Below are 19,787 nucleotides of genomic sequence, written 5' to 3' on the forward strand. Positions count from 1 at the left end.
TCCAAGAATCCCGCACCGGCGGCCCGACCGGTGCCCAGAACCTGCCCCCGCGTATACAGCGAGGACACCCGGCGTTATTTTATACGAACACGCGCCACATCCATCCTGCCCAGGAGAGTCCCTCATGAAAGCCGTTGTGCTCGGAGCCCCAGGCGGGCTCGACCATCTCCAGTTCGTCGACCTGCCCGACCCCGGATCCCCGGCGGCCGGGGAGATCCGCGTGCGCCTGCACGCGAGTTCCCTGAACTACCACGACTACCTCGTCGCCCTGCGCACGGACGAGCGCTACTTCGGCCGCATTCCGATGGCGGACGGCGCCGGCGTGGTCGAGGAGGTGGGCCCGGGGGTCGAGGAGTTCGCGGAAGGCGACCACGTGGTGTCCACTTTCTTCCCGCACTGGCTGGACGGCGAGGCGCGGGTGGGCAATTTCTCCACGGTTCCCGGCGACGGCGTGGACGGCTATGCGCGCGAGGCCATCGTCCGCCCGGCGACCTGGTTCACGCACGCTCCCCGCCATCTGGACCACGCCGAATCGGCCACGCTGACCACGGCCGGACTGACCGCCTGGCGCGCGCTGGTCGGCGACGGCCGGCTCAAGGCGGGCGACACGGTGCTGGCGCTGGGCACGGGCGGCGTCTCGATCTTCGCGCTGCAACTGGCCAAGGCCATGGGCGCGTCCGTCATCATCACCTCGTCGTCGGACGAGAAGCTGGCGCGCGCCCGCGCGCTCGGCGCCGACCACGTCATCAACTACCGCGACGATCCGCAGTGGGGCGACACGGTGCGCAAGCTTACCGGAGGCGGCGTGGACCACGTCATCGAGGTCGGCGGCCCGGGTACGCTGGCGCAATCCATCAAGGCGGTGCGCGTGGCGGGCCACATCTCGCTGATCGGCGTGCTGACCGGCGGCAGCGGCGAGATTCCCACGGCCGCGCTGATGGCCAAGCAGGCTCGCCTGCAAGGCCTGATCGTGGGCAGCCGCCGGCAGCAGCAGGAGATGGTGCGCGCCCTGGAGGCCATCGGCCTGCATCCCGTGATCGACCGTCGCTTCCCCCTCGAGAAGATCGCCGACGCCTTCCGCCACGAGGCCGCGCACGCCCATTTCGGCAAGATCTGCCTGGAGTTCCAGGCGCAAGACACGAAGGAGCCCGCATGACCTACGAGTTCTGGTACTGGAACGGCATACCCGGACGCGGCGAGTTCGTCCGCCTGGCGCTGGAAGCCGGCGGAATCCCCTACCGGGAATGCGCGCGCGAGCCGGGCGTCGATGCTTCGGACCTGGTGGCCGACATGCGCGCCGACCGCGACAGCCCTCCCTTCGCACCGCCGTACCTGGTCGCAGGAGACATGACGATCTCGCAAACGGCCAACATCCTGCTCTTCCTGGGAGAACGCCACGGCCTCGCGCCGAGCGACCTGGCGGGTCGGCTGTGGATCAACCAGATCCAGCTGACCATCGCCGACATGGTGGCCGAGGCCCATGACGTCCATCACCCCATCGCCTCCGGCCTGTATTACGAGGAGCAGAAGGCGGAAGCGCTGCGGCGCGCCAGCGATTTCCGCGCCCAGCGCATGCCCAAGTTCCTGGGCTACTTCGAACGCGTGCTGGCCCGCCGTGGCGACTGGATCGGCGGCGGCGGCCGCTGGACCTATGCCGACCTGTCGCTCTATCACCTGGTCGATGGCCTGCTGTATGCGTTCCCCCGGCGCATGACGACCCTGGCGCGCGACCATCCACGGGTGATGGCGCTGCACGCGCGCGTCGGCGGCCTGCCGGAACTCCAGGCCTACCTGGGCAGTGGACGGCGCCTGCCCTGGGGTGACGGCATCTTCCGCCACTACCGGGAACTCGACGGCGATTGAGGCGCGTTTGCGGAGAAACGGCGGCAGCCTGTACGCTTGGGGCGATGTCTTCTCCCGCCCTTCCCATGCCCGCCATGCTTGCCCGTTGCCTGCTGTGGACGGCCGCCCTGTGCGCCGCCTTGCCCGCCCATGCCGAAAGCTTCATCACCCGTCTTCTGAACAAGCCCGTGCCCGGCGGCGTGGCCGTGATTCCGCTGGGGGACGGCCCCGCCGCCCCCGTGGCCACCTATCTGGGCCGCAGGACGATGGTGCTGCGCGACGACGGCGGGCAGTGGATCGCCGTCGTCGGCATACCGCTCGGCACCAGGCCGGGCACGCAACGGCTGGCGGTGCAGGAGGAAGCGGGAACGCGCACGCTGGATTTCCAGGTGGGCAGCAAGACCTACGTCGCCCAGCACATCAAGCTCAAGAACAAGCGCCAGGTCAACCCGGACCCGGCCGACCTCGCGCGCATCGAGAAGGAAACCGCCGAACAACTGGCCGCCTACCGCGCCTTCCGCCCCCAGGGCCCCAGCAACGTCATGCTGGACCGCCCCGTTGCCGGCGGCCGGCTTTCCAGCCCCTTCGGCCTGCAACGCTTCTTCAACGGCGAACCCCGCAACCCCCATTCCGGCCTGGACTTCGCCGTGCCCGCGGGCACGCCGGTCAAGGCTCCCGCCGCGGGACGCGTGGTCCTGGTGGGCGACTACTTCTTCAATGGCAGGACGGTATTCGTGGACCATGGCCAGGGCTTCATCAGCATGTTCTGCCATCTGTCCGAGATCGGGGTGCGCGTGGGCCAGGAAGTGGCGCGCGGCGAGCAAATCGGACGAGTCGGATCGACCGGCCGCGCCACCGGTCCCCACTTGCACTGGAACGTCAGCCTGAACGACGCGCGGGTGGACCCCGCCATCTTCATCGGCGCCTTCAAGCCCTGAGAAGGCGCAACACTTCATTACACATCTTCCGCTTGCGCGCCGGCCGGGCGTATGGGATGAATACCTGGATCGCCCACGCCGTCCAAGGAGGTTCCATGAGCAAGGTCCTGGTTCTCTATTACTCGTCATACGGCCACATCGAGAAAATGGCCGAGGCCGTCGCCGAGGGGGCGCGCAGCGCGGGCGCCCAGGTGGACATCAAGCGCGTGCCGGAAACCGTGCCGCCCGACGTCGCCAAGAATGCCCACTTCAAGCTGGACCAGGCGGCTCCCGTGGCCACGGTGGCCGATCTCGAGCACTACGACGCCATCGTCATCGGCACCGGCACGCGCTACGGGCGCATGTCCTCGCAGATGGCGGCCTTCCTGGACCAGACCGGCGGCCTGTGGGCGCGCGGAGCGCTGAACGGCAAGGTGGGGGCCGCGTTCACCTCCACCGCCACGCAGCATGGCGGCCAGGAGACGACATTGTTCTCCATCATCACCAACCTGCTGCATTTCGGCATGGTGGTGGTGGGCCTGCCGTACAGCTACCAGGGCCAGATGACCCTGACCGAGATCGTGGGAGGCGCGCCCTACGGCGCGACCACCATCGCGGGAGGCGACGGCTCGCGCCAGCCCTCGGCGGCAGACCTCGCCGGCGCGCGCTTCCAGGGCGAACTGGTGGCCCGCACCGCCAACAAGCTGTTCGGCTGACCGCGCGCGAACATCGCGGGCATGCGCCCGCGATGCCTTACTTGGCCATGTCGCGGGCGCGCTGGGCCAGGCTGGGATTCTGCTCGACGGCCTGGCCGATGCCGTTGAACTCGTCCACCGTCAGGCCTTCGCGGTGCACGGCGTCGACCATCTTGTCATCGGCCTCCTTGTGCACCTGCTGCTGCGACGCGGCGTCCGTCGCGGCGTTGAGCCGCGGCGTGTACTCCTGCGAAATCATGGCCACCTTCTGCGCGGCGCTCACGAACTTGCGCAGTTGATCGTCCGACACATTGGCCGCGGGCTGGGGCTGCGTGGGCATCGCGCCCTGCGCGGGATCCGGCGCGGGCGCCTGCTGCGGGGCCTGCGCCATCGCGGCCGACGCCATCGCGATCAGGCAGGCGCCCACGGCGGGGACATAGCTTCGTTTCATGGCAATCTCCAAATGGGGTTCCTGGTGCCACCATCCTGCCAAAATCAGGCCGGGCGCCGGGTTGCCGTATGTATGCGAGAAAGCGCCACGGGCCTCACAGGCCGTAACATCCACGCCCCGCGCGGCCGTCATCCTTGCCATGGACGAGCCCCGGTGTGCCGCCGCACCAGGGTCTGGGGCCGGCACCTTCCGACGCCCCCGGCGCCGATGCGGGCCGCCGGCCGCGATGCCGACGCTTACATCTTGGCGGCGGGACGGCTCGCGCGTCCCACGGTAGTGGGCGGTATCCAGACCGTGGCGGCCATGACCAGCAACGAGATGACCAGCACCGCCCAGAACGTCATGTGCAGGGAGTCCTGCATGGCGGCCTGGATGACGGGATTGGCGCCGGCGGATTCCAGCGCGCGCTTGAGCTGCTCCGAGGAGATGGGCGCATCGCTGGTGGCCCGGGCCAGTCCGAAGTTGAACACCGCGCCCAGCGCGGTCGCTCCCAGGGTGCTGCCCAGGTTGCGCGCGAAGATGTTGGAGGCGGTCGCGCTGCCGCGGTCGGACACGTCCACGATCTCCTGGATCAGCACCAGCGAGCAAACGCCCATGAAGCCCATGCCCAGGCCCACGATCAGCGAGCCCGCTCCCGCCAGCACCGGCGAATTGTCCGGCGACAGCAGCAGGAATGCGCAGGCCCCGATCGGCACCAGTATGCTGCCCAGGAGCAGCATGGGGCGCAGGCCGTAGCGGGGAAACGCCTTGGCCGCCACGGTGGACCCCAGCGGCCAGCCCACCATGATCATAGTCAGCGCCAGCCCCGCCACCACCGGCGTGCGGTGCTGCACGCTCTGCACGTACATGGGCAGGAAGGTCGTCAGTCCCATGATCACCATGCTTCCCAGCAGCATCGCCACGTTCGCCGCCGCCACCGGACGCCGGCTCCACAAGGCGAAGGACACCACGGGATGCTCGGCGCGCCGCTCCTGCAGCACGAACAGGACCAGGCAGACGACGAAGGCGCCGGCCGCCATCCACGCGCGCGAGGCCTGGCCGTCGCCGGCGTCGGTCAGGGCGATCATCAGTGCCGCCACGGTGGCCGTGAACAGCGCGGCGCCGGTCACGTCGATGGACATCGGCCGCCGCTCACGCTGTTCATGCAGGAAGAACACGAAGCCCGCCGTGGCCAGGAGGCCCAGCGGCACGTTCATCCAGAAGATCCAGGCCCACGAGAACTGGTGGATGATGAGCGCCCCCAGCATGGGGCCCAGCACGCCGGAAATCGCCCATACGCTGGCCAGGTATCCCTGGACCTTGCCGCGCTCGCGCACCGGATACAGGTCGGCCACGATGGTCATGCCCACCGGCTGTATCGCGCCCGCCCCTATGCCCTGGATGAGCCGGAAGACGATCATCGAGGGCATGGACCATGCGAAGCCCGCCAGTATCGAGCCCAGCAGGAACGCGGCGATGCCGGCCAGCATCATCGGCTTGCGGCCATAGATGTCGGAAAGCTTGCCGAACACCACGGTCATCGCGGTCTGGGTCAGGAGGAAGGACGCGAACACCCAGCTGTACAGCTTCAGTCCGCCCAAGTCCCCGGCTATCTGCGGCATGGCGGTCGCCACGATGGTGGCCTCGATGGCGATCATGAACATGGAGGCCATCACCGAGGCAATGACGAGGGGGCGCGAGGAACGTGATACGGCGGAAGACACGATGCGGAATCCGTTGCGTAAGAGGTGGCCCGGTCGGGCCCGACGAGTGTAGAGCACGAGGCTGGATCCCGGAAATGCGGCATGTCAGCCGCTTGTCAGGATCGTGATCGGCAACCCGTTGTCAGCAGCGGTATCGGCCATTGGTTCGCGTCGCCAACCTGGTATACGCTTGAGCAGCATCCGGCGAGCGGCCCCGGCCCTTCACCGGACCATCCAAGCCGTCAAGGAGATCAAACATGTCGACCGCTGCCCCCCCGTCTTGCCGCCATCGCCCTGGGCCTGTTCCTGGGAGCCTCCACCTCCGCCCAGGCCCAGCTTCTGGATTCCGTCAAGGGCGCGCTGGGCGGCGGCGGCCAGCAATCGTCGGGCGGCGGAGGATCGCTGCTGGGCGGCCTGGGCGGCGCGTCCATGCCCTCGCTGGGTTCGGTCGGCACCGGCAACATCACGGGCATCCTGACCTATTGCGCGAAGAACAATTATCTCGGCGGCGGCGCGTCGTCCGTCAAGGACAAGCTGCTGGGCAAGCTGGGCGGCGAACAGCAGGCCCAGTCCGATCCCGGCTATCGCGAGGGACTGAGCGGCATCCTGGGCGGCAACAGCGGGCAGAAGATGGAGCTGGGAGGCGGCGGGCTCAAGCAGCAGATCACCGAAAAGGTCTGCGACCAGGTGCTGGAATACGGCCAGTCGCTGCTGTAGGGCCGGCACGAAAGGCCTGCTCCATGCCTTGACTCACGCCGAGGCACGAAAAATGCGGGAGGGCGCGGCACCATCCCGCATGACTCGTCCCGGAGCCGGCCGTCAATGGAACATGCCTGGCAATTCTTCCGCGCGGGCGGCGTCGATCAGGTATCGATCCGCTCGGGCGCCGATGTATGCCATCTCGATCAGCTGGATCAGAAATTATGGGTGGCGCTGGCCTGCCCCACGCGCGGCATCGAGTTCGACCCCCGCACCCTCGACCTGATCGATACCGATGCGGACGGCCGCATCCGCCCCCCCGAATTGCTGGCCGCGTGCCGGTGGACATGCGAGCGGCTGCGTGATCCGGACCGGCTGCTGCAAGGCGGCGACACGCTGGCGCTGGACGCCCTGTCCAACGGCGAAGCAGGCATACAACTGGCCGAGGAAGCCCGCCACATCCTGCAATTGCTGGGCAAGCCGGGCGATACCATCGGCCTGGCCGACGTCGCCGATCGCAGTCGCCTGCTCGCGGCCATGCGCTTCAACGGCGATGGCGTCATCACGGAAGACACGGCGGAAGCGCCCGCGGTCCGCGCCGCGATCCGCCGCATCATGGAGACCCATGGCGGCGTAGAGGGGCTGGACGGCAAGCCTGGCACGGACCGGGCGCGCGCCGACGCCTTCTTCGCCGAGGCCGCGGCGATCCGCCAATGGCGCGACAAGGTGTCGGGAGACCGCTCCGTCGTGCCGCTGGGCGACGACACCCCTGCGGCGATCCAGGCCGTGAACGCGGTACAGGCCAAGATCGAGGACTATTACGCGCGCTGCCGCCTGGCGGGCTACGACCGCCGGGCGGCTTCCGCACTGAACCCCTCGCAGGAGGAATACCGCAAGCTGTACGACGAGGCGCTGACCCTGGGTTCGGATCACATCGCCCGCCTGCCGCTGGCGGCCATCGCGGCCGATCGTCCGCTGCCGCTGCGCGACGGCGTCAATCCCGCCTGGGCGCAGGCACTCGAGACCTTCCGTACCCGTGCCGCGGAACCCCTGCTGGGCACGCCGCTCGACACCCTGCCGGAGCCGGCGTGGCGGCAGTTGATGGCGCGGCTGGAACCGGCCCGGAACTGGCTGGCCGCCAAGCCGCAGACACGGCTCGACGCCGTGGCCGTGGCCGACCTCATGGCCATGCTGGAGGACGGCACCGAAGCAGCGGTCAAATCCCTGCTCGACGCCGACGAGAAGATCGAGCCGCGCACCACGCGCATGGGCGATCTGGAAAAACTGCTGCGCTTCCAGCGCGACCTCGCGCACCTGCTCGACAACTTCGTCTCGTTCAAGGACTTCTACCGCCGCGAAGGCGCGATCTTCCAGGCCGGCACCCTGTACCTGGACGCGCGCAGCTGCGAGCTGACGGTGCGCGTCGAGGACGCGGCCCGCCATGCGGCCCTGGCTGGCCTGGCCAAGGCCTACCTCGTCTACTGCGATTGCCGCCGCCAGGCGGAGAAAATCACCATCGTCGCGGCGGTCACGGCCGGCGACGTGGACTTTCTTTTCGTCGGCCGCAACGGCGTGTTCTACGACCGCCAGGGCCGCGACTGGGACGCCACCATCGTCAAGATCATCGAGAACCCCACCAGCATCGCGCAGGCCTTCTTCTCTCCGTACAAGAAGTTCGTACGCATGATCGAGGAACAGGTCGCCAGGCGCGCCGCCGCCAGCGACGAGGCGGCGCAGGGCAAGCTGGGCTCGCTCGCGGCCAACCTGGTCACCGCCGACAGGAAGGACGGGACGGCACGGCCAGCCACGCCGGGCAAGGTCGACGTGGGCACCGTGGCCGCGCTGGGCGTCGCGCTCGGCAGCATCAGCACGGTCCTGGTGGCGGTCTTCACCAAGTTCGTGGACCTGGGCTGGTGGATACCGGTGGCGCTGCTGGGCATCGTCCTGAGCATCTCCGGCCCCAGCGTGCTCATCGCCTGGCTCAAGCTGCGCCAGCGCAGCCTGGGCCCGCTGCTGGACGCCAGCGGCTGGGCCATCAATGGCCGCATGAAGATCAACGTCAAGCTGGGCGGCTCGCTCTCCCGCATGGCGCGCATCCCGCCGGACGCGGGACGCAACCTGCGCGATCCCTTCGCCGAGCGGCACGGCAAGGCCTGGGGCCTGGCCATCGTCCTGGCCCTGGTCGCGCTGGCCTGGCTGGCCTGGCGCGCGGGACTGCTGGATACGGTCCTGGCGATATAAGCTTATTAGTAACAATACGTTGATGTTTTATTGACGAAAGCATAACGTTTACCTCCATCCACAGCCCCGCCGGCCTTCGCGCCGCCGCGGAGCCGTTCCTCCACCATCGACCCGAGAACCGACGTGCCGACGCGACTCCCCTTCCGCCGCCTGCTGGCGGCCACCGCTGCCTCCGGCCTGTTGTCCGCCCCCGCCCTGGCCGCGGAACCGCCGATCACCGTCGGCCTGTTCACCCACTTGTCCGGCAACTTCGCCGAATACGGCGCGAGCTTCAAGAACGCCATCGAGCTCTATCTGGACAAGGTCAATGCCGACGGCGGCATCAATGGCCGCCCGATCAGGCTGGTGGTCGAGGACGACCGCAATTCGCCGCAGGAAGCCGCCACCGTGGCGCGCAAGATCGTGGCCACGCCCGGCGTGGTGCTGGCCATCGGTTCCTGGTCGACCACGGCGTCGCTGGCGGCGGCGCCCATCTTCACCGAGGCGAAGATCGCGCAGATCAGCCCCACCTCGTCGCACCCGGACTTCAGCAAGCAGAGCCCCTACCAGTTCCGGCAGAACAATACCGACGACGTGCTGGCCCAGTACAACGCCGACACCATCCACAAGCAGCTCAAGGCCAACCGCATCGTCATCCCGTATTCGCAGGACGACTGGGGCCTGTTCACCGTCAAGGCCACCTCGGCCGCCATCGAGAAGGACGGCGGCAAGGTGCTGCTGACCGAGGCCGTGATGCCCAACGCCCGGGACTTCCGGCCGCTGGTCAGCAAGATCAAGTCGCTCAAGCCCGACGGCGTCTTCCTGGCCCTGCCCTACCAGGAAGCCTCGATCTTCATCCAGCAGCTGCGCCAGGCCGGCGTCGACATTCCGGTGGGCGGCGGCGTGCCGCTGACCTCGCCCAAGTTCATCGAACTGGCGGGCAAGGCCGCCGAGGGCGTGGTCGTGCACAGCATCTTCTTCGCCGGCGATCCGTCCAAGAAGGCCTTCGTCGACGCCTACCGCGCCAAGTACAACCGCACGCCGGACCAGTTCGCCGCGCTGGCCTATGACGCGGCCGGCGTGGGTGTGGCCGCCATCCGCCGCGTCGTGCAATCGGGCAAGCCGCTGACCGGGCAGAGTGTGCGCGACGAACTGGCGGGCGGCCCCGCCTACGAGGGCGTCACCGGCGTGACCAAGTACGAGAACGGCAACGTGCGCAAGGCGCCCACTTTCCTGGTGATCCGCAACGGCGAATTCCAACTGAACAAGTGATTTCCTTCAGCGCCTGCCGCCGGCCCGCCTCACGGCGCGGCCGGCGCAGCCTTTTCCGGCCACCGCACCCATACCCATGCTCGAATTATTCGCCAGCCAGATTCTGAACGGCCTGGCCATCGGCCAGGTCTACGCGCTGATCGCGCTCGGCTTCTCGCTGGTGTTCGGCGTTTCCAATCTCATCAACTTCGCGCAGGGCGCGCTGTTCATGCTGGGCGCCTTCATCGCCTTCACCGGCGTGGCCGTGCTGCAACTGCCGCTGCCCGTCGCGGCCACCGGCTCGGTGCTCATCGTCGCGCTGCTGGGCATGCTGCTCGAACGGGTGGCGCTGCGGCCGCTGGAGAACGCGCCGTACATCGCCCCGGTGCTGTCCACGCTGGCGATCAGTCTCATCATCGAACAGCTGGCCGAGATCGTCTGGTCGCCCGAGAGCCAGTCCTTTCCCGTATCGTTCGATGAAGCCACCTACTACTTCGGCAACGCCTACATCACCAGCACCGACCTGCTGATCTTCGGTTTCGGCGCGCTGGCCACGCTGGCCCTGACGCTGTTCCTGTCGCGCTCGTGGTGGGGCCGCGCGCTGCGCGCCACCGCGCAGGATCGCGATGCCGCGGCGCAACTGGGCGTGCGTACCGGCAGCGTGCGGCAACTGGCCTTCGCCCTGGCCGGCGCGCTGGGCGCCTTGAGCGGCGTGCTGGTCGCGCTCTATTTCAAGAGCGTGTTCCCGCAGATGGGGCTGCCCTTCGGCCTGAAAGGCTTCGCGGCGGCGCTGCTGGGCGGCTTGACCAGCACGCCGGGAGCGGTGCTGGGCGGCCTGCTGCTGGGCGTGGTCGAAACGCTGGCCAGCGCCTACATCGGCGAAGGATCGCGCGACCTGGTGGCGTTCTGCCTGGTGCTGGTCTTCCTGGTGTTCCGGCCGCACGGGCTGCTGGGCGACCGTCGCCTGGACGCGCTGGGCGGCGCCAGCGGCGCGGCGGGCGCCATGCCGACCACCAGCGTGCTGGCCTCGTCCTCCAGCCAGCGCGGCGCCGTGCGCGCCTGGGAACTCCCGCCCTGGGGCTTCCTGGCGGCAGCAGCCGTGCTGGCGCTGCTGCCGGCGCTCACGCAGAACGCCTATTTTCTGCAGGCCGTGGTCTACGCCATGATCTTCGCCCTGCTGGTGGCCAGCGTCACGCTGGTCTCCGGGGCGCTGGGCGTGCTGTCCATCGGACATACGGCCTTCTACGGCGTGGGCGCCTACGCGGTCGGGCTGCTGGCCCGCAATGCCGGCTGGCCGGCCGAGGCCGCGCTGATCGGCGCCGCCGCGGCCACCGCCTGTGTGGCGGTGGTGGCTGCCCTGCCGCTGCTCAAGCTCAGCGGCCACACGGCCGCGCTGGGCACGCTGGCCGTCGGGCAGATCGGCTATCTGGTGTTCATGAGCTGGCTGGACGTCACGCGCGGCCCCATGGGGTTCATCGGCATCCCGGCGCCCAGGCTGGCGCTGCTGGGCGGACTGCCGCTGCCGAGCCTGGCCGGCAAGTTCTGGCTGGTCGCGGCCGTGGCCGGGATCGCCCTGTTCCTGGCGCAGCGCCTGCTGGACTCCGGCGTGGGCCGGGCCTGGCGCGGCATACGCGAGGACCGGCTGGCGGCGCATACCGCCGGACTGCCGGTGCGCCGCTACCTGCTCGTGGGCTTCGCCTGTTCCGGCCTGCTGGCGGGCCTGGCGGGCGGCCTGTTCGCCTACGTGCAGAGCGTGGTCAGCCCCGAGAGCTTCACCGTCAGCGCCTCCATCCTGCTGTTGACCATCGCGGTGCTGGGGGGGCTGGGCAACCTGACCGGCGCGGCGCTGGCCGGCTTCGCGCTGACCCTGCTGCCGGAACTGCTGCGGCCCTTCGCCGAATGGCGCATGGTCGCCTACGGACTGGCGCTGCTGATCATGCTGCGCCTGCGTCCCCATGGCCTCCTCGGAGCAAGATGAAACCCACCCCCTACGCGCTACGCGCGCCCCCTCAAGGGGGCGGCACTGGCGGACCGGCAAAGCCGGATCCGCTGTGCCCTCGATCGAAACACGCGTCGCAACGGACTCCTCTTTGCCATGAACGACTGATATGACGACTCGCGATGAACAACGAGGACTGCGGGTGGAGCGCCTGAGCCGCCATTTCCGCGGCGTCAAGGCGGTGGACGACGTCAGCTTCGCCGTCACCCCGGGCCAGACCGTGGCGCTGGTGGGCCCCAACGGCGCCGGCAAGTCGACCCTGATCCAGTTGCTGAGCGGAGTCGAGAAACCTTCGTCGGGACATGTCTTCCTGGATGGCCGCCGCATCGACGGACTGGCCCCCGAGCGCATCGCCCGGCTGGGCCTGGGCCGCAGCTTCCAGACTTCGCGCGTGTTCCCCGCCCTGAGCGTATGGGACAGCGTGATGCTGGGCACCCAGGCCGGGCTGCTCGGCCGCGCGGGGTCCGCGCGGCTGGTCGATCCGCTGACCGAGATCGCCGGCGAGCTGCTCGGCCTGCCCGCCTGGCGCCGCCGCCGGGCCGAGGCAGAGGAACGCGCCCGCGCGGCCCTGCAACGCTTCGGCGAACGGCTCTGGCCGCGGCGCGACCAGCCGGCCTACAGTCTTTCGTACGCGAACCGCCGGCGCCTGGAACTGGCGCGCGTGCTGGCTGCCCGGCCGCGCTTCGTGCTGTTCGACGAACCGGCCGCCGGCATGAACCCCAGCGAAACCGCCGAACTCACCGATCTGTTGCTCGCGCTGCGCGCGGAACAGCCGCAGCTCGGCATCCTGGTCGTCGAGCACAAGCTGTCCCTGGTCCGGCGCATCGCCGACCAGGCCATCGTCCTCAATCAGGGGCGGATACTGGCCACCGGCACCCCGGCCGAGGCGCTGGACCATCCCGAAGTCGTCGAAGCCTACCTCGGCCGCGCGCGCAGGCGGCCGGTCAACTCGGATGCCCATCTTGGCTGAGCTGCCCTCTTCCTCCCCCCTGCTGCAACTGGACGCGGTCGACGTGCACTACGGCGCCGTCCAGGCCCTGTTCGGCGTCAGCCTGCGTGTCCAGGCCGGAGAAGTGGTCTCCGTGCTGGGCGGCAACGCGTCGGGCAAGTCCACGACCCTCAAGTCGGTGCTGGGCCTGGCCCGCCCGTCCAACGGACGCGTCCTGCTGGACGGCCGCGAGATCCAGGGCCTGGCGCCCGCCGAGGTCATCGGGCTGGGCGTGGCCAGCGTACCCGAGGGGCGCCGTGTGTTTCCGGACATGACGGTGCGCGAAAACCTGCTGCTGGGGGCCTACCCGCGGCGCCACGACAAGTCCGCCGTGGCCGCCGACCTCGACGAGGTGTTCCAGGCCTTCCCGCGCCTGGCCGAGCGCCGGGGCCAGCTGGCCGGCACGCTGTCGGGCGGGGAACAGCAGATGCTGGCCCTGGGCCGGGCGTGGCTGCGGCGCGGGCGCCTGGTCTGCATCGACGAGCCGTCGATGGGCCTGTCGCCGAAATTCGTCGATGCGGTCTACGAGGTGCTGTTCCGCTGGAAGGCGTCCGGCCAGACCATCCTGCTGGTGGAACAGAACGCCCGCATCGCGCTGGAGCTGGCCGACCGGGCCTATGTGCTGCAGCACGGCCACGTGGTGCTGCAAGGCAATGCCGCCGATCTCGCGGCGGACCCCGCCGTGCAGCAGGCCTACCTGGGCGCGGAAGCCCCGGCCCGCGAATTGGAGGGGGCGCTGGCCCCCAACGGAGAATGAACATGTCCCATCCCACCCTGCACACGCTGGAAACCGACGTGCTGGTGATAGGCGCCGGCGGTGCCGGCATGAGCGCGGCCATCGCCGCCTCGCAGGCCGGCAAGCGGGCCCTGCTGGCCGACCGCAGCCTGATCGGGCGCGGCGGCGCCACCATCATGGCCCAGATGACCGTGGCCGCCGCCCTGGGCGAACAAGGGCCGGACCACTGGCAGCATCACCTGCGCGACACGCTGACGGCGGGCCGCGGCCTGTGCAGCGAACCCCTGGCCCGGCTGCTGTGCGAGGAAGGCGTGGACGCGATCCGCCTGCTGGACCGCTGGGGCGTGGGCTGGGCCCGCGACGGCGAGCGGATGGCACAGACCCGGGCCCCCGGCCACGACCGCCCCCGCTGCGTCTACGTCGACTACCTGAACACCGGCCCCGCGGTGGCCAAGACCCTGCGCGCGCAGGCCGCGCGCGAGCCCGGCGTGCGGCGCGTGGGCGACCTGCTGGTGGTGGAACTGCTGCGCAAGGACGGCCGCGTCACCGGCGCCGTGGCGCTGCACCTGGGCTCCGGCGACCCGGTCCTGATACGGGCCGGCGCCACCATCATCGCCACCGGCGGCCTGACGCGCCTGTACCGCCGCAACAGCGCCTCGCTCAACATGGGCGGCGACGGTTTCGCGCTGGCCCTGCGCGCGGGCGCCCGGCTGATCGACATGGAGTTCGTGCAGTTCTTCCCCATCGGCCACCTGGCGCCGCGCCTGGTCGGCTTCGACCCCATCATGTGGGATCCCTTCCGCTACAAGCTGGGCGGCAAGCTGCTGAACAACCAGGGAGAGGAATTCGTCGAACGCTACGGCAACGCCGCCGAAGGCCAGGGCTACACCACCACCCGCGACGCCGCGACCTACGCCATCCTGAAGGAGGTCGAGGCCGGCCGCGGCACGCCGGCCGGCGGCGCGTGGCTGAGCTTCCGTCACGTGCCGGAAGACACGCTGCGCGCGGCGTTCGGCCCCATCATCAACAAGCTGGCCAAGGCCGGCATCGATCTGACGAAGCAGATGATAGAAGTGGCGCCCATCGCCCACTATCACATGGGCGGCATCCGGGTGAACACCGACCTCGCCACCGACGTGCCCGGCCTGTATGCCGCGGGCGAGGCCGTGGGCGGCGCCAACGGCGCGAACCGGCTGTCGGGCAACGCCATCACCGAGGCGATCGCCTTCGGACTGCGGGCCGGCCGCGCCGCGGCCGCCGACTGCCCGGAGCCGCCCTCGCTGGAAGCACTCGAGGCCCTGGCCCGCCCCTGGCTGCAACGGCTCGCGCCGCGCCACGGCGAGCCGGACGCGCTCAATGCCGCGTCCCTGATCGAGGAATTGCAGGCGCTCATGCAGGCGCACGTCGGCCCCTTCCGCACCGAGGCGGGCCTGCGGCAGGCTCTGGACGGGCTGGACGCATTGCGGACACGGGCCGGCAGCGACCTGCCGGGCGGCGGGCCGCAGGACCCGGTGCGGCTGGACACGCTGGACCTGCGCAACATGCTGCTGGTGGCCGAGGCCGTGACCCGCTGCGCGCTGGCGCGGCGCGAGAGCCGCGGCGCGCACCAGCGCGAAGACCATCCCGGGCAGGAAGACGCCTGGACGCTGAACCAGACCATCGCCTGGCGCGACGGCCAATGGACGCTGGCCACCCAGCCCGTCCAGCGCCTCGAGGCCACGCAGGAGGACATCGCATGACATCGACCAACGACTCCATCCGCCTGAAGATCCAGCGCGCCGGCGCCGGCACCGAGGCCCGCGTCGTCGAATACGACGTACCTCCCCAGGCTGCCGCGTCGCTGCTGGACGCGCTGCGCTGGGTGCGCGCGCACCAGGACGATACGCTGGCTTTCCGCTATGCCTGCATCAACGCCAATGCCTGCAAGGAATGCATGATGCGCCTGGACGGCAAGGTCGTGTACGCCTGTCTGGCCAAGCTCGAGCCGGGCACCTCGCACACGGTCGAACCCCTGCCGAACAAGCCGCTGGTACGCGATCTCGTGACCGAGATCGCGCCGCCCAAGGAACGCCTGTTCGCCGGCGAGGGCGACGACGATGACGAATGACGGCCGGCGCCCGGACGCGTCGGACGAGGCCGGCGAACGTCTGCGCATCCTGTCCTCGGCGCACCTGGCCACGGGTCCGCATGCCGAGCTGTCCGAGCTCGAGTTCGGGTTGATCATCGCCCACAATGCGTTCAGCCGCTGGATCGTGCGCTGCATGGCGGCGGCCGGCGCGGCCGACCTCGCGGTCACGGACGTGCTGGTGCTGCACCACGTCCACCATCGGAAGCGGGGCAAGAAACTGGCCGACATCTGCTTCACCCTGAACTACGAAGACACGCACGTCATCAACTACTCGCTGAAGAAACTGGCTGGCATGGGCCTGGTGCGCGGCGAAAAAAGCGGCAAGGAAGTGCTCTACGCCACCACCGGGGAAGGCGCGGCGCTGATCGATCGCTTCCGCGCCGTCCGGGGCCGCTGCCTGCTTGCCAGCGTCGAAGGCGAACTGGCCGACGGCGCCTCCCTGTCCGACGTGGCCCGGCGCCTGCGCATGCTGTCGGGCCTTTATGACCAGGCCGCCCGCGCGGCCTCATCGCTATGAATACAACCTCCTCTTCCCCCGCCGACGATGCCCGTTGGGAATTCTGGATAGACCGCGGCGGCACCTTCACCGACGTGATCGGACGCCGCCCCGACGGCTCGCTGGCGACGGCCAAGCTGCTTTCCGAGAACCCCGGACGCTACGACGATGCCGCCGTCGAAGGCATACGACGCCTGCTGGGGCTGGCTCCCGGCGAACCGGTACCCGCCGATCGCATCGAGGTCGTACGCATGGGCACCACGGTCGCCACCAACGCGCTGCTGGAACGCAAGGGCGAACGCGTGTTGCTGGCCGTCACCCGGGGCTTTCGCGACGCCTTGCGCATCGCCTACCAGAACCGGCCGCGCCTGTTCGACCGCGAGATCGTCCTGCCCGAACAGCTCGCCAGCCTCGTGGTCGAGATCGATGAGCGCCTGGCCGCCGACGGCGCCATCGTCGCCGAACTGGACGAGGCGCAGGCCCGGTCGGCCCTGGCCGAAGGCCGGGCGCAGGGCTACCAGTCCATCGCCATCGCGCTCATGCACGGTTACCGCAACCCGGCGCACGAACTGCGGCTGGCGGCGATCGCGCGTGAACTCGGCTATGCGCAGGTCTCCGCCTCGCACGCCGTCTCGCCGCTGATCCGCTTCGTCGCGCGCGGCGATACCACCGTGGTCGACGCCTATCTGTCGCCCGTGCTGCGCCGCTACGTGGACCGTGTATCGTCCGCCCTGCCCGGCGTGCGCCTGCAGTTCATGCAATCGAGCGGCGGCCTGACCGACGCCCGCGCCTTCCAGGGCAAGGACTCCGTGCTGTCCGGCCCCGCCGGCGGCATCGTCGGCATGGCCGGCGTGTCGGCCGCCGCCGGCTTCGACCGCATCATCGGCTTCGACATGGGCGGCACCTCGACCGACGTATCCCACTATGCCGGCGAATACGAACGTACCTTCGACACGCTGGTGGCGGGCGTGCGGCTGCGCGCGCCCATGATGAGCATCCACACGGTGGCCGCCGGCGGCGGATCCATCCTGCGCTTTGACGGCACGCGGCTGCGCGTGGGCCCCGAATCGGCCGGCGCCGATCCCGGGCCCGCCTGCTACCGGCGCGGCGGACCACTGACCGTCACCGACGCCAACGTCATGCTGGGCCGCATCCAGCCTGCGCACTTTCCCGCCGTGTTCGGTCCCGGTGGCGACCAGCCGCTGGATGCCGACGTGGTCCGCGCGCGCTTCGCCGAACTGGCCGGCGAAGTCGAGCGCGGCACCGGCCGCGCCACCACGCCCGAGGCGCTGGCGCACGGCTTCCTGGAGATCGCGGTCACCAACATGGCCAACGCGATCAAGCTGATTTCCGTGCAGCGCGGCTACGACATCACCCGCTACACCCTGACCACCTTCGGCGGCGCGGGCGGCCAGCATGCCTGCGCCGTCGCGGACGCGCTGGCCATGCCGCGCGTGCTGATCCATCCGCTGGCCGGCGTGCTGTCCGCCTACGGCATGGGCCTGGCCGTCGCCACCGCCGTGCGGGAACGCTCGGTGGAGCGCCGCTTCGACGACGACGGCCGCGCCGAGGCGCGCCGGGTGCTGGACGAACTGGGCGCCGCGGCCAAGGGCGAACTCCAGGCCCAGGGCTGCGAGGCGGCCGACATCCGGATCGCCGAGCGAGCCTATCTGCGCTACGAGGGTACCGACACCGCGCTGCCGGTGCCGCTGGGCGAGACCTCGGACATGCTGGCCGAATTCGAGCGCGCCTATCGCCAGCGCTTCGCCTTCCTGATGCCCGGCCGCGCGCTGGTGATCGATTCCGTGATGGCCGAGGCCACCGCCGGGCAAGGCCCCCAGAGCGCGCGCGCCGCCTGGTTCGGCCGCCCCGCGCGCGAGGCCGGCACGCAACTGCAGGCCCGCGACAGCGTCGCCATCCATGCCGGCGCATGGCAGGACAGCCCCCTTTACGCCGCCGCCGACCTGCGGGCCGGCGACGTCATCGCCGGCCCCGCCATCATCACCGATGCCAACGCCACCACCGTGGTCGATCCCGGCTGGCGGGCCACCGCGACCGCGAACGGCGACATCGTGCTCGAACGCGCCCAGCCCCGGCCCCAGCGCCGCGCCGTCGGCACCGAGGCGGATCCGGTGATGCTGGAGATCTTCAACAACCTGTTCATGTCCATCGCCGAGCAGATGGGCTGGCGCCTGCAGAACACCGCGCACTCGGTCAACATCAAGGAACGCCTGGATTTCTCGTGCGCGATCTTCGACGCACAGGGCGACCTCGTCGCCAACGCCCCCCACATCCCGGTGCACCTGGGGTCCATGGGCGCCAGCGTCCGGGCCGTCATCGACAGTACCCAGGGCACGCTGCGGCCCGGCGACGCCTACGTGCTCAACGACCCCTACGCCGGCGGCACCCATCTGCCCGACGTCACGGTCATCACCCCCATCTTCGACGAGGCCGGCACCCGCGTGCTGTTCTACGTGGGCTCGCGCGGCCATCACGCCGACATCGGCGGCCTGACGCCCGGCTCCATGCCGCCCGACTCGCGCACCATCGACGACGAGGGCGTGCTCATCACCAGCTTCCTGCTGGTGCGCGACGGACATCTGCGCGAGGCCGAGATGCGGCAGTTGCTGGCCGGCGCGCGGCATCCCGCGCGCAACATCGACCAGAACATCGCCGACTTGCGCGCCCAGGTGGCCGCCAACGAGAAAGGCCGCGAGGAACTCATGGCCATGGTGCGCTACTTCGGCCTGGACGTCGTGCAGGCATACATGGGCCACGTGCAGGACAACGCCGAGGAATCCGTGCGCCGGGCCATCAGCCGCCTGCGCGACGGGAGTTTCGCGGTATCGCTGGACAACGGCGCGCAGGTGCGCGTGGCGGTCACCGTGGACCACGCCACCCGCAGTGCCACGCTGGATTTCACCGGCACGTCCAGGCAGTTGCCCAACAATTTCAACGCGCCGCGCGCCGTTACCTCGGCCGCCGTGCTGTACGTGTTCCGCACGCTGCTGGACGAGGACATTCCCATGAACGCGGGCGGCCTGAAGCCGCTCACCATCGTGGTCCCCGAAGGTTCGATGCTGAACCCGCGCTATCCGGCCGCCGTGGTGGCCGGCAACGTCGAAACCTCCACCTGCGTGACCAATGCGCTGTACGGCGCGCTGGGCATCATGGCCAGCAGCCAGCCGACCATGAACAACCTGACCTTCGGCAACGCCCGCCACCAGTACTACGAAACCATCTCCGGCGGCTCGGGCGCGGGCGGCCGCTTCGATGAAAACGGCAGCCTGGCCGGCGGCTTCGATGGCACATCGGTCGTGCAGACTCACATGACCAATTCGCGCCTGACCGATCCGGAGGTACTGGAACTGCGTTTCCCGGTGCGGCTGGAACGCTACGAGATCCGACACGGTTCGGGCGGCGACGGACGCTGGCGCGGCGGCGACGGCGGCGTGCGCACGCTGCGGTTCCTGGAACCCATGACGGTATCGCTGCTGGCCAACGGCTGGCACCATCCGGCCTTCGGCCTGTGCGGCGGGCAACCCGGCGCGCCCGGACTGGCTCGCGTGCTGCGCGCCGACGGACGGATCGAGCCGCTGGACCACGCGGATCGGGCCGAACTGCGGGCGGGCGACCGGGTGGAGATCGAAACGCCCGGCGGCGGAGGCTACGGGCCCGCGTGA

General features: G+C 69.8%; 16 protein-coding genes. 14 read left to right on the forward strand and 2 right to left on the reverse strand.

Annotated elements, in window-relative coordinates:
• Positions 1-124 precede the first annotated feature (124 nt).
• The 4 genes from N5K27_RS10325 (at position 125) to wrbA (ending at position 3,475) form a co-directional block, all read left to right on the forward strand.
• Complete coding sequence (locus N5K27_RS10325; RefSeq protein ID WP_087837452.1) at positions 125-1,156, forward strand: NAD(P)-dependent alcohol dehydrogenase; 1,032 nt, start codon at positions 125-127, stop codon at positions 1,154-1,156.
• Positions 1,153-1,863 (forward strand): glutathione S-transferase, encoded by a 711-nt coding sequence (locus N5K27_RS10330; protein ID WP_087837453.1) that lies wholly within the window; start codon positions 1,153-1,155, stop codon positions 1,861-1,863. Before N5K27_RS10325 ends, N5K27_RS10330 begins: the two co-directional genes overlap by 4 nt.
• Before the next feature lie 44 nt (positions 1,864-1,907).
• The gene (locus N5K27_RS10335) at positions 1,908-2,780 is read left to right on the forward strand and encodes a peptidoglycan DD-metalloendopeptidase family protein (protein WP_279816206.1); all 873 of its coding nucleotides are present in this window, start codon (positions 1,908-1,910) and stop codon (positions 2,778-2,780) included.
• Between the two features lie 95 nt (positions 2,781-2,875).
• The gene (wrbA, locus tag N5K27_RS10340; protein ID WP_087837454.1) at positions 2,876-3,475 is read left to right on the forward strand and encodes an NAD(P)H:quinone oxidoreductase; all 600 of its coding nucleotides are present in this window, start codon (positions 2,876-2,878) and stop codon (positions 3,473-3,475) included.
• Positions 3,476-3,512: 37 nt separating this feature from the next.
• Here wrbA and N5K27_RS10345 read toward each other — a convergent pair whose 3' ends face one another.
• Positions 3,513-3,905, reverse strand: coding sequence for a DUF4168 domain-containing protein (locus N5K27_RS10345; protein WP_087837455.1), 393 nt, complete (start codon positions 3,903-3,905; stop codon positions 3,513-3,515).
• Between the two features lie 236 nt (positions 3,906-4,141).
• Complete coding sequence (locus tag N5K27_RS10350) at positions 4,142-5,557, reverse strand: MDR family MFS transporter (RefSeq protein ID WP_087837456.1); 1,416 nt, start codon at positions 5,555-5,557, stop codon at positions 4,142-4,144.
• A 132-nt stretch (positions 5,558-5,689) separates the two neighbouring features.
• Between N5K27_RS10350 and N5K27_RS10355 the strand changes: the two genes are divergently transcribed.
• From N5K27_RS10355 to N5K27_RS10400, 10 genes are all read left to right on the forward strand, one after another.
• The gene (locus N5K27_RS10355) at positions 5,690-6,304 is read left to right on the forward strand and encodes a DUF2501 domain-containing protein (protein WP_347944606.1); all 615 of its coding nucleotides are present in this window, start codon (positions 5,690-5,692) and stop codon (positions 6,302-6,304) included.
• Between the two features lie 105 nt (positions 6,305-6,409).
• Positions 6,410-8,527, forward strand: coding sequence for a hypothetical protein (locus tag N5K27_RS10360; protein WP_279816208.1), 2,118 nt, complete (start codon positions 6,410-6,412; stop codon positions 8,525-8,527).
• Between the two features lie 123 nt (positions 8,528-8,650).
• Positions 8,651-9,778 (forward strand): ABC transporter substrate-binding protein, encoded by a 1,128-nt coding sequence (locus tag N5K27_RS10365; RefSeq protein WP_165963054.1) that lies wholly within the window; start codon positions 8,651-8,653, stop codon positions 9,776-9,778.
• Positions 9,779-9,854: 76 nt separating this feature from the next.
• The gene (locus N5K27_RS10370) at positions 9,855-11,735 is read left to right on the forward strand and encodes an ABC transporter permease (RefSeq protein ID WP_279816211.1); all 1,881 of its coding nucleotides are present in this window, start codon (positions 9,855-9,857) and stop codon (positions 11,733-11,735) included.
• 130 nt (positions 11,736-11,865) lie between these two features.
• Positions 11,866-12,726 (forward strand): ABC transporter ATP-binding protein, encoded by an 861-nt coding sequence (locus tag N5K27_RS10375; RefSeq protein WP_279816214.1) that lies wholly within the window; start codon positions 11,866-11,868, stop codon positions 12,724-12,726.
• Positions 12,710-13,501: an ABC transporter ATP-binding protein gene (locus N5K27_RS10380; protein WP_207958592.1), complete on the forward strand. Its 792-nt coding sequence runs from the start codon at positions 12,710-12,712 to the stop codon at positions 13,499-13,501. Before N5K27_RS10375 ends, N5K27_RS10380 begins: the two co-directional genes overlap by 17 nt.
• Before the next feature lie 2 nt (positions 13,502-13,503).
• Entirely contained in the window at positions 13,504-15,219 is a 1,716-nt protein-coding gene (locus N5K27_RS10385) for an FAD-binding protein (protein WP_087837462.1), read from the forward strand.
• A complete protein-coding gene (locus N5K27_RS10390; RefSeq protein WP_087837463.1) occupies positions 15,216-15,587 on the forward strand; it encodes a 2Fe-2S iron-sulfur cluster-binding protein in 372 nt (123 codons plus the stop codon). The genes N5K27_RS10385 and N5K27_RS10390 overlap by 4 nt, the downstream gene beginning before the upstream one ends.
• Positions 15,577-16,125, forward strand: a complete 549-nt coding sequence (locus N5K27_RS10395; protein ID WP_087837464.1) for a winged helix DNA-binding protein — start codon at positions 15,577-15,579, stop codon at positions 16,123-16,125. Before N5K27_RS10390 ends, N5K27_RS10395 begins: the two co-directional genes overlap by 11 nt.
• Complete coding sequence (locus N5K27_RS10400; RefSeq protein ID WP_087837465.1) at positions 16,122-19,787, forward strand: hydantoinase B/oxoprolinase family protein; 3,666 nt, start codon at positions 16,122-16,124, stop codon at positions 19,785-19,787. Before N5K27_RS10395 ends, N5K27_RS10400 begins: the two co-directional genes overlap by 4 nt.

The sequence above is a fragment of the Pigmentiphaga sp. GD03639 genome, from assembly GCF_029845405.1.
Taxonomy (GTDB): Bacteria; Pseudomonadota; Gammaproteobacteria; order Burkholderiales; family Burkholderiaceae_B; genus Pigmentiphaga; species Pigmentiphaga daeguensis.

Bases quoted from the DNA above. Each gene is read 5' to 3' on its own strand.
- N5K27_RS10325 (WP_087837452.1), top strand. From the start codon at position 125: ATGAAAGCCGTTGTGCTCGGAGCCCCAGGCGGGCTCGACCATCTCCAG.
- N5K27_RS10330 (WP_087837453.1), top strand. From the start codon at position 1,153: ATGACCTACGAGTTCTGGTACTGGAACGGCATACCCGGACGCGGCGAG.
- N5K27_RS10335 (WP_279816206.1), top strand. From the start codon at position 1,908: ATGTCTTCTCCCGCCCTTCCCATGCCCGCCATGCTTGCCCGTTGCCTG.
- wrbA (WP_087837454.1), top strand. From the start codon at position 2,876: ATGAGCAAGGTCCTGGTTCTCTATTACTCGTCATACGGCCACATCGAG.
- N5K27_RS10345 (WP_087837455.1), bottom strand. From the start codon at position 3,905: ATGAAACGAAGCTATGTCCCCGCCGTGGGCGCCTGCCTGATCGCGATG.
- N5K27_RS10350 (WP_087837456.1), bottom strand. From the start codon at position 5,557: ATGGCCTCCATGTTCATGATCGCCATCGAGGCCACCATCGTGGCGACC.
- N5K27_RS10355 (WP_347944606.1), top strand. From the start codon at position 5,690: ATGTCAGCCGCTTGTCAGGATCGTGATCGGCAACCCGTTGTCAGCAGC.
- N5K27_RS10360 (WP_279816208.1), top strand. From the start codon at position 6,410: ATGGAACATGCCTGGCAATTCTTCCGCGCGGGCGGCGTCGATCAGGTA.
- N5K27_RS10370 (WP_279816211.1), top strand. From the start codon at position 9,855: ATGCTCGAATTATTCGCCAGCCAGATTCTGAACGGCCTGGCCATCGGC.
- N5K27_RS10375 (WP_279816214.1), top strand. From the start codon at position 11,866: ATGACGACTCGCGATGAACAACGAGGACTGCGGGTGGAGCGCCTGAGC.
- N5K27_RS10380 (WP_207958592.1), top strand. From the start codon at position 12,710: ATGCCCATCTTGGCTGAGCTGCCCTCTTCCTCCCCCCTGCTGCAACTG.
- N5K27_RS10385 (WP_087837462.1), top strand. From the start codon at position 13,504: ATGTCCCATCCCACCCTGCACACGCTGGAAACCGACGTGCTGGTGATA.
- N5K27_RS10390 (WP_087837463.1), top strand. From the start codon at position 15,216: ATGACATCGACCAACGACTCCATCCGCCTGAAGATCCAGCGCGCCGGC.
- N5K27_RS10395 (WP_087837464.1), top strand. From the start codon at position 15,577: ATGACGAATGACGGCCGGCGCCCGGACGCGTCGGACGAGGCCGGCGAA.
- N5K27_RS10400 (WP_087837465.1), top strand. From the start codon at position 16,122: ATGAATACAACCTCCTCTTCCCCCGCCGACGATGCCCGTTGGGAATTC.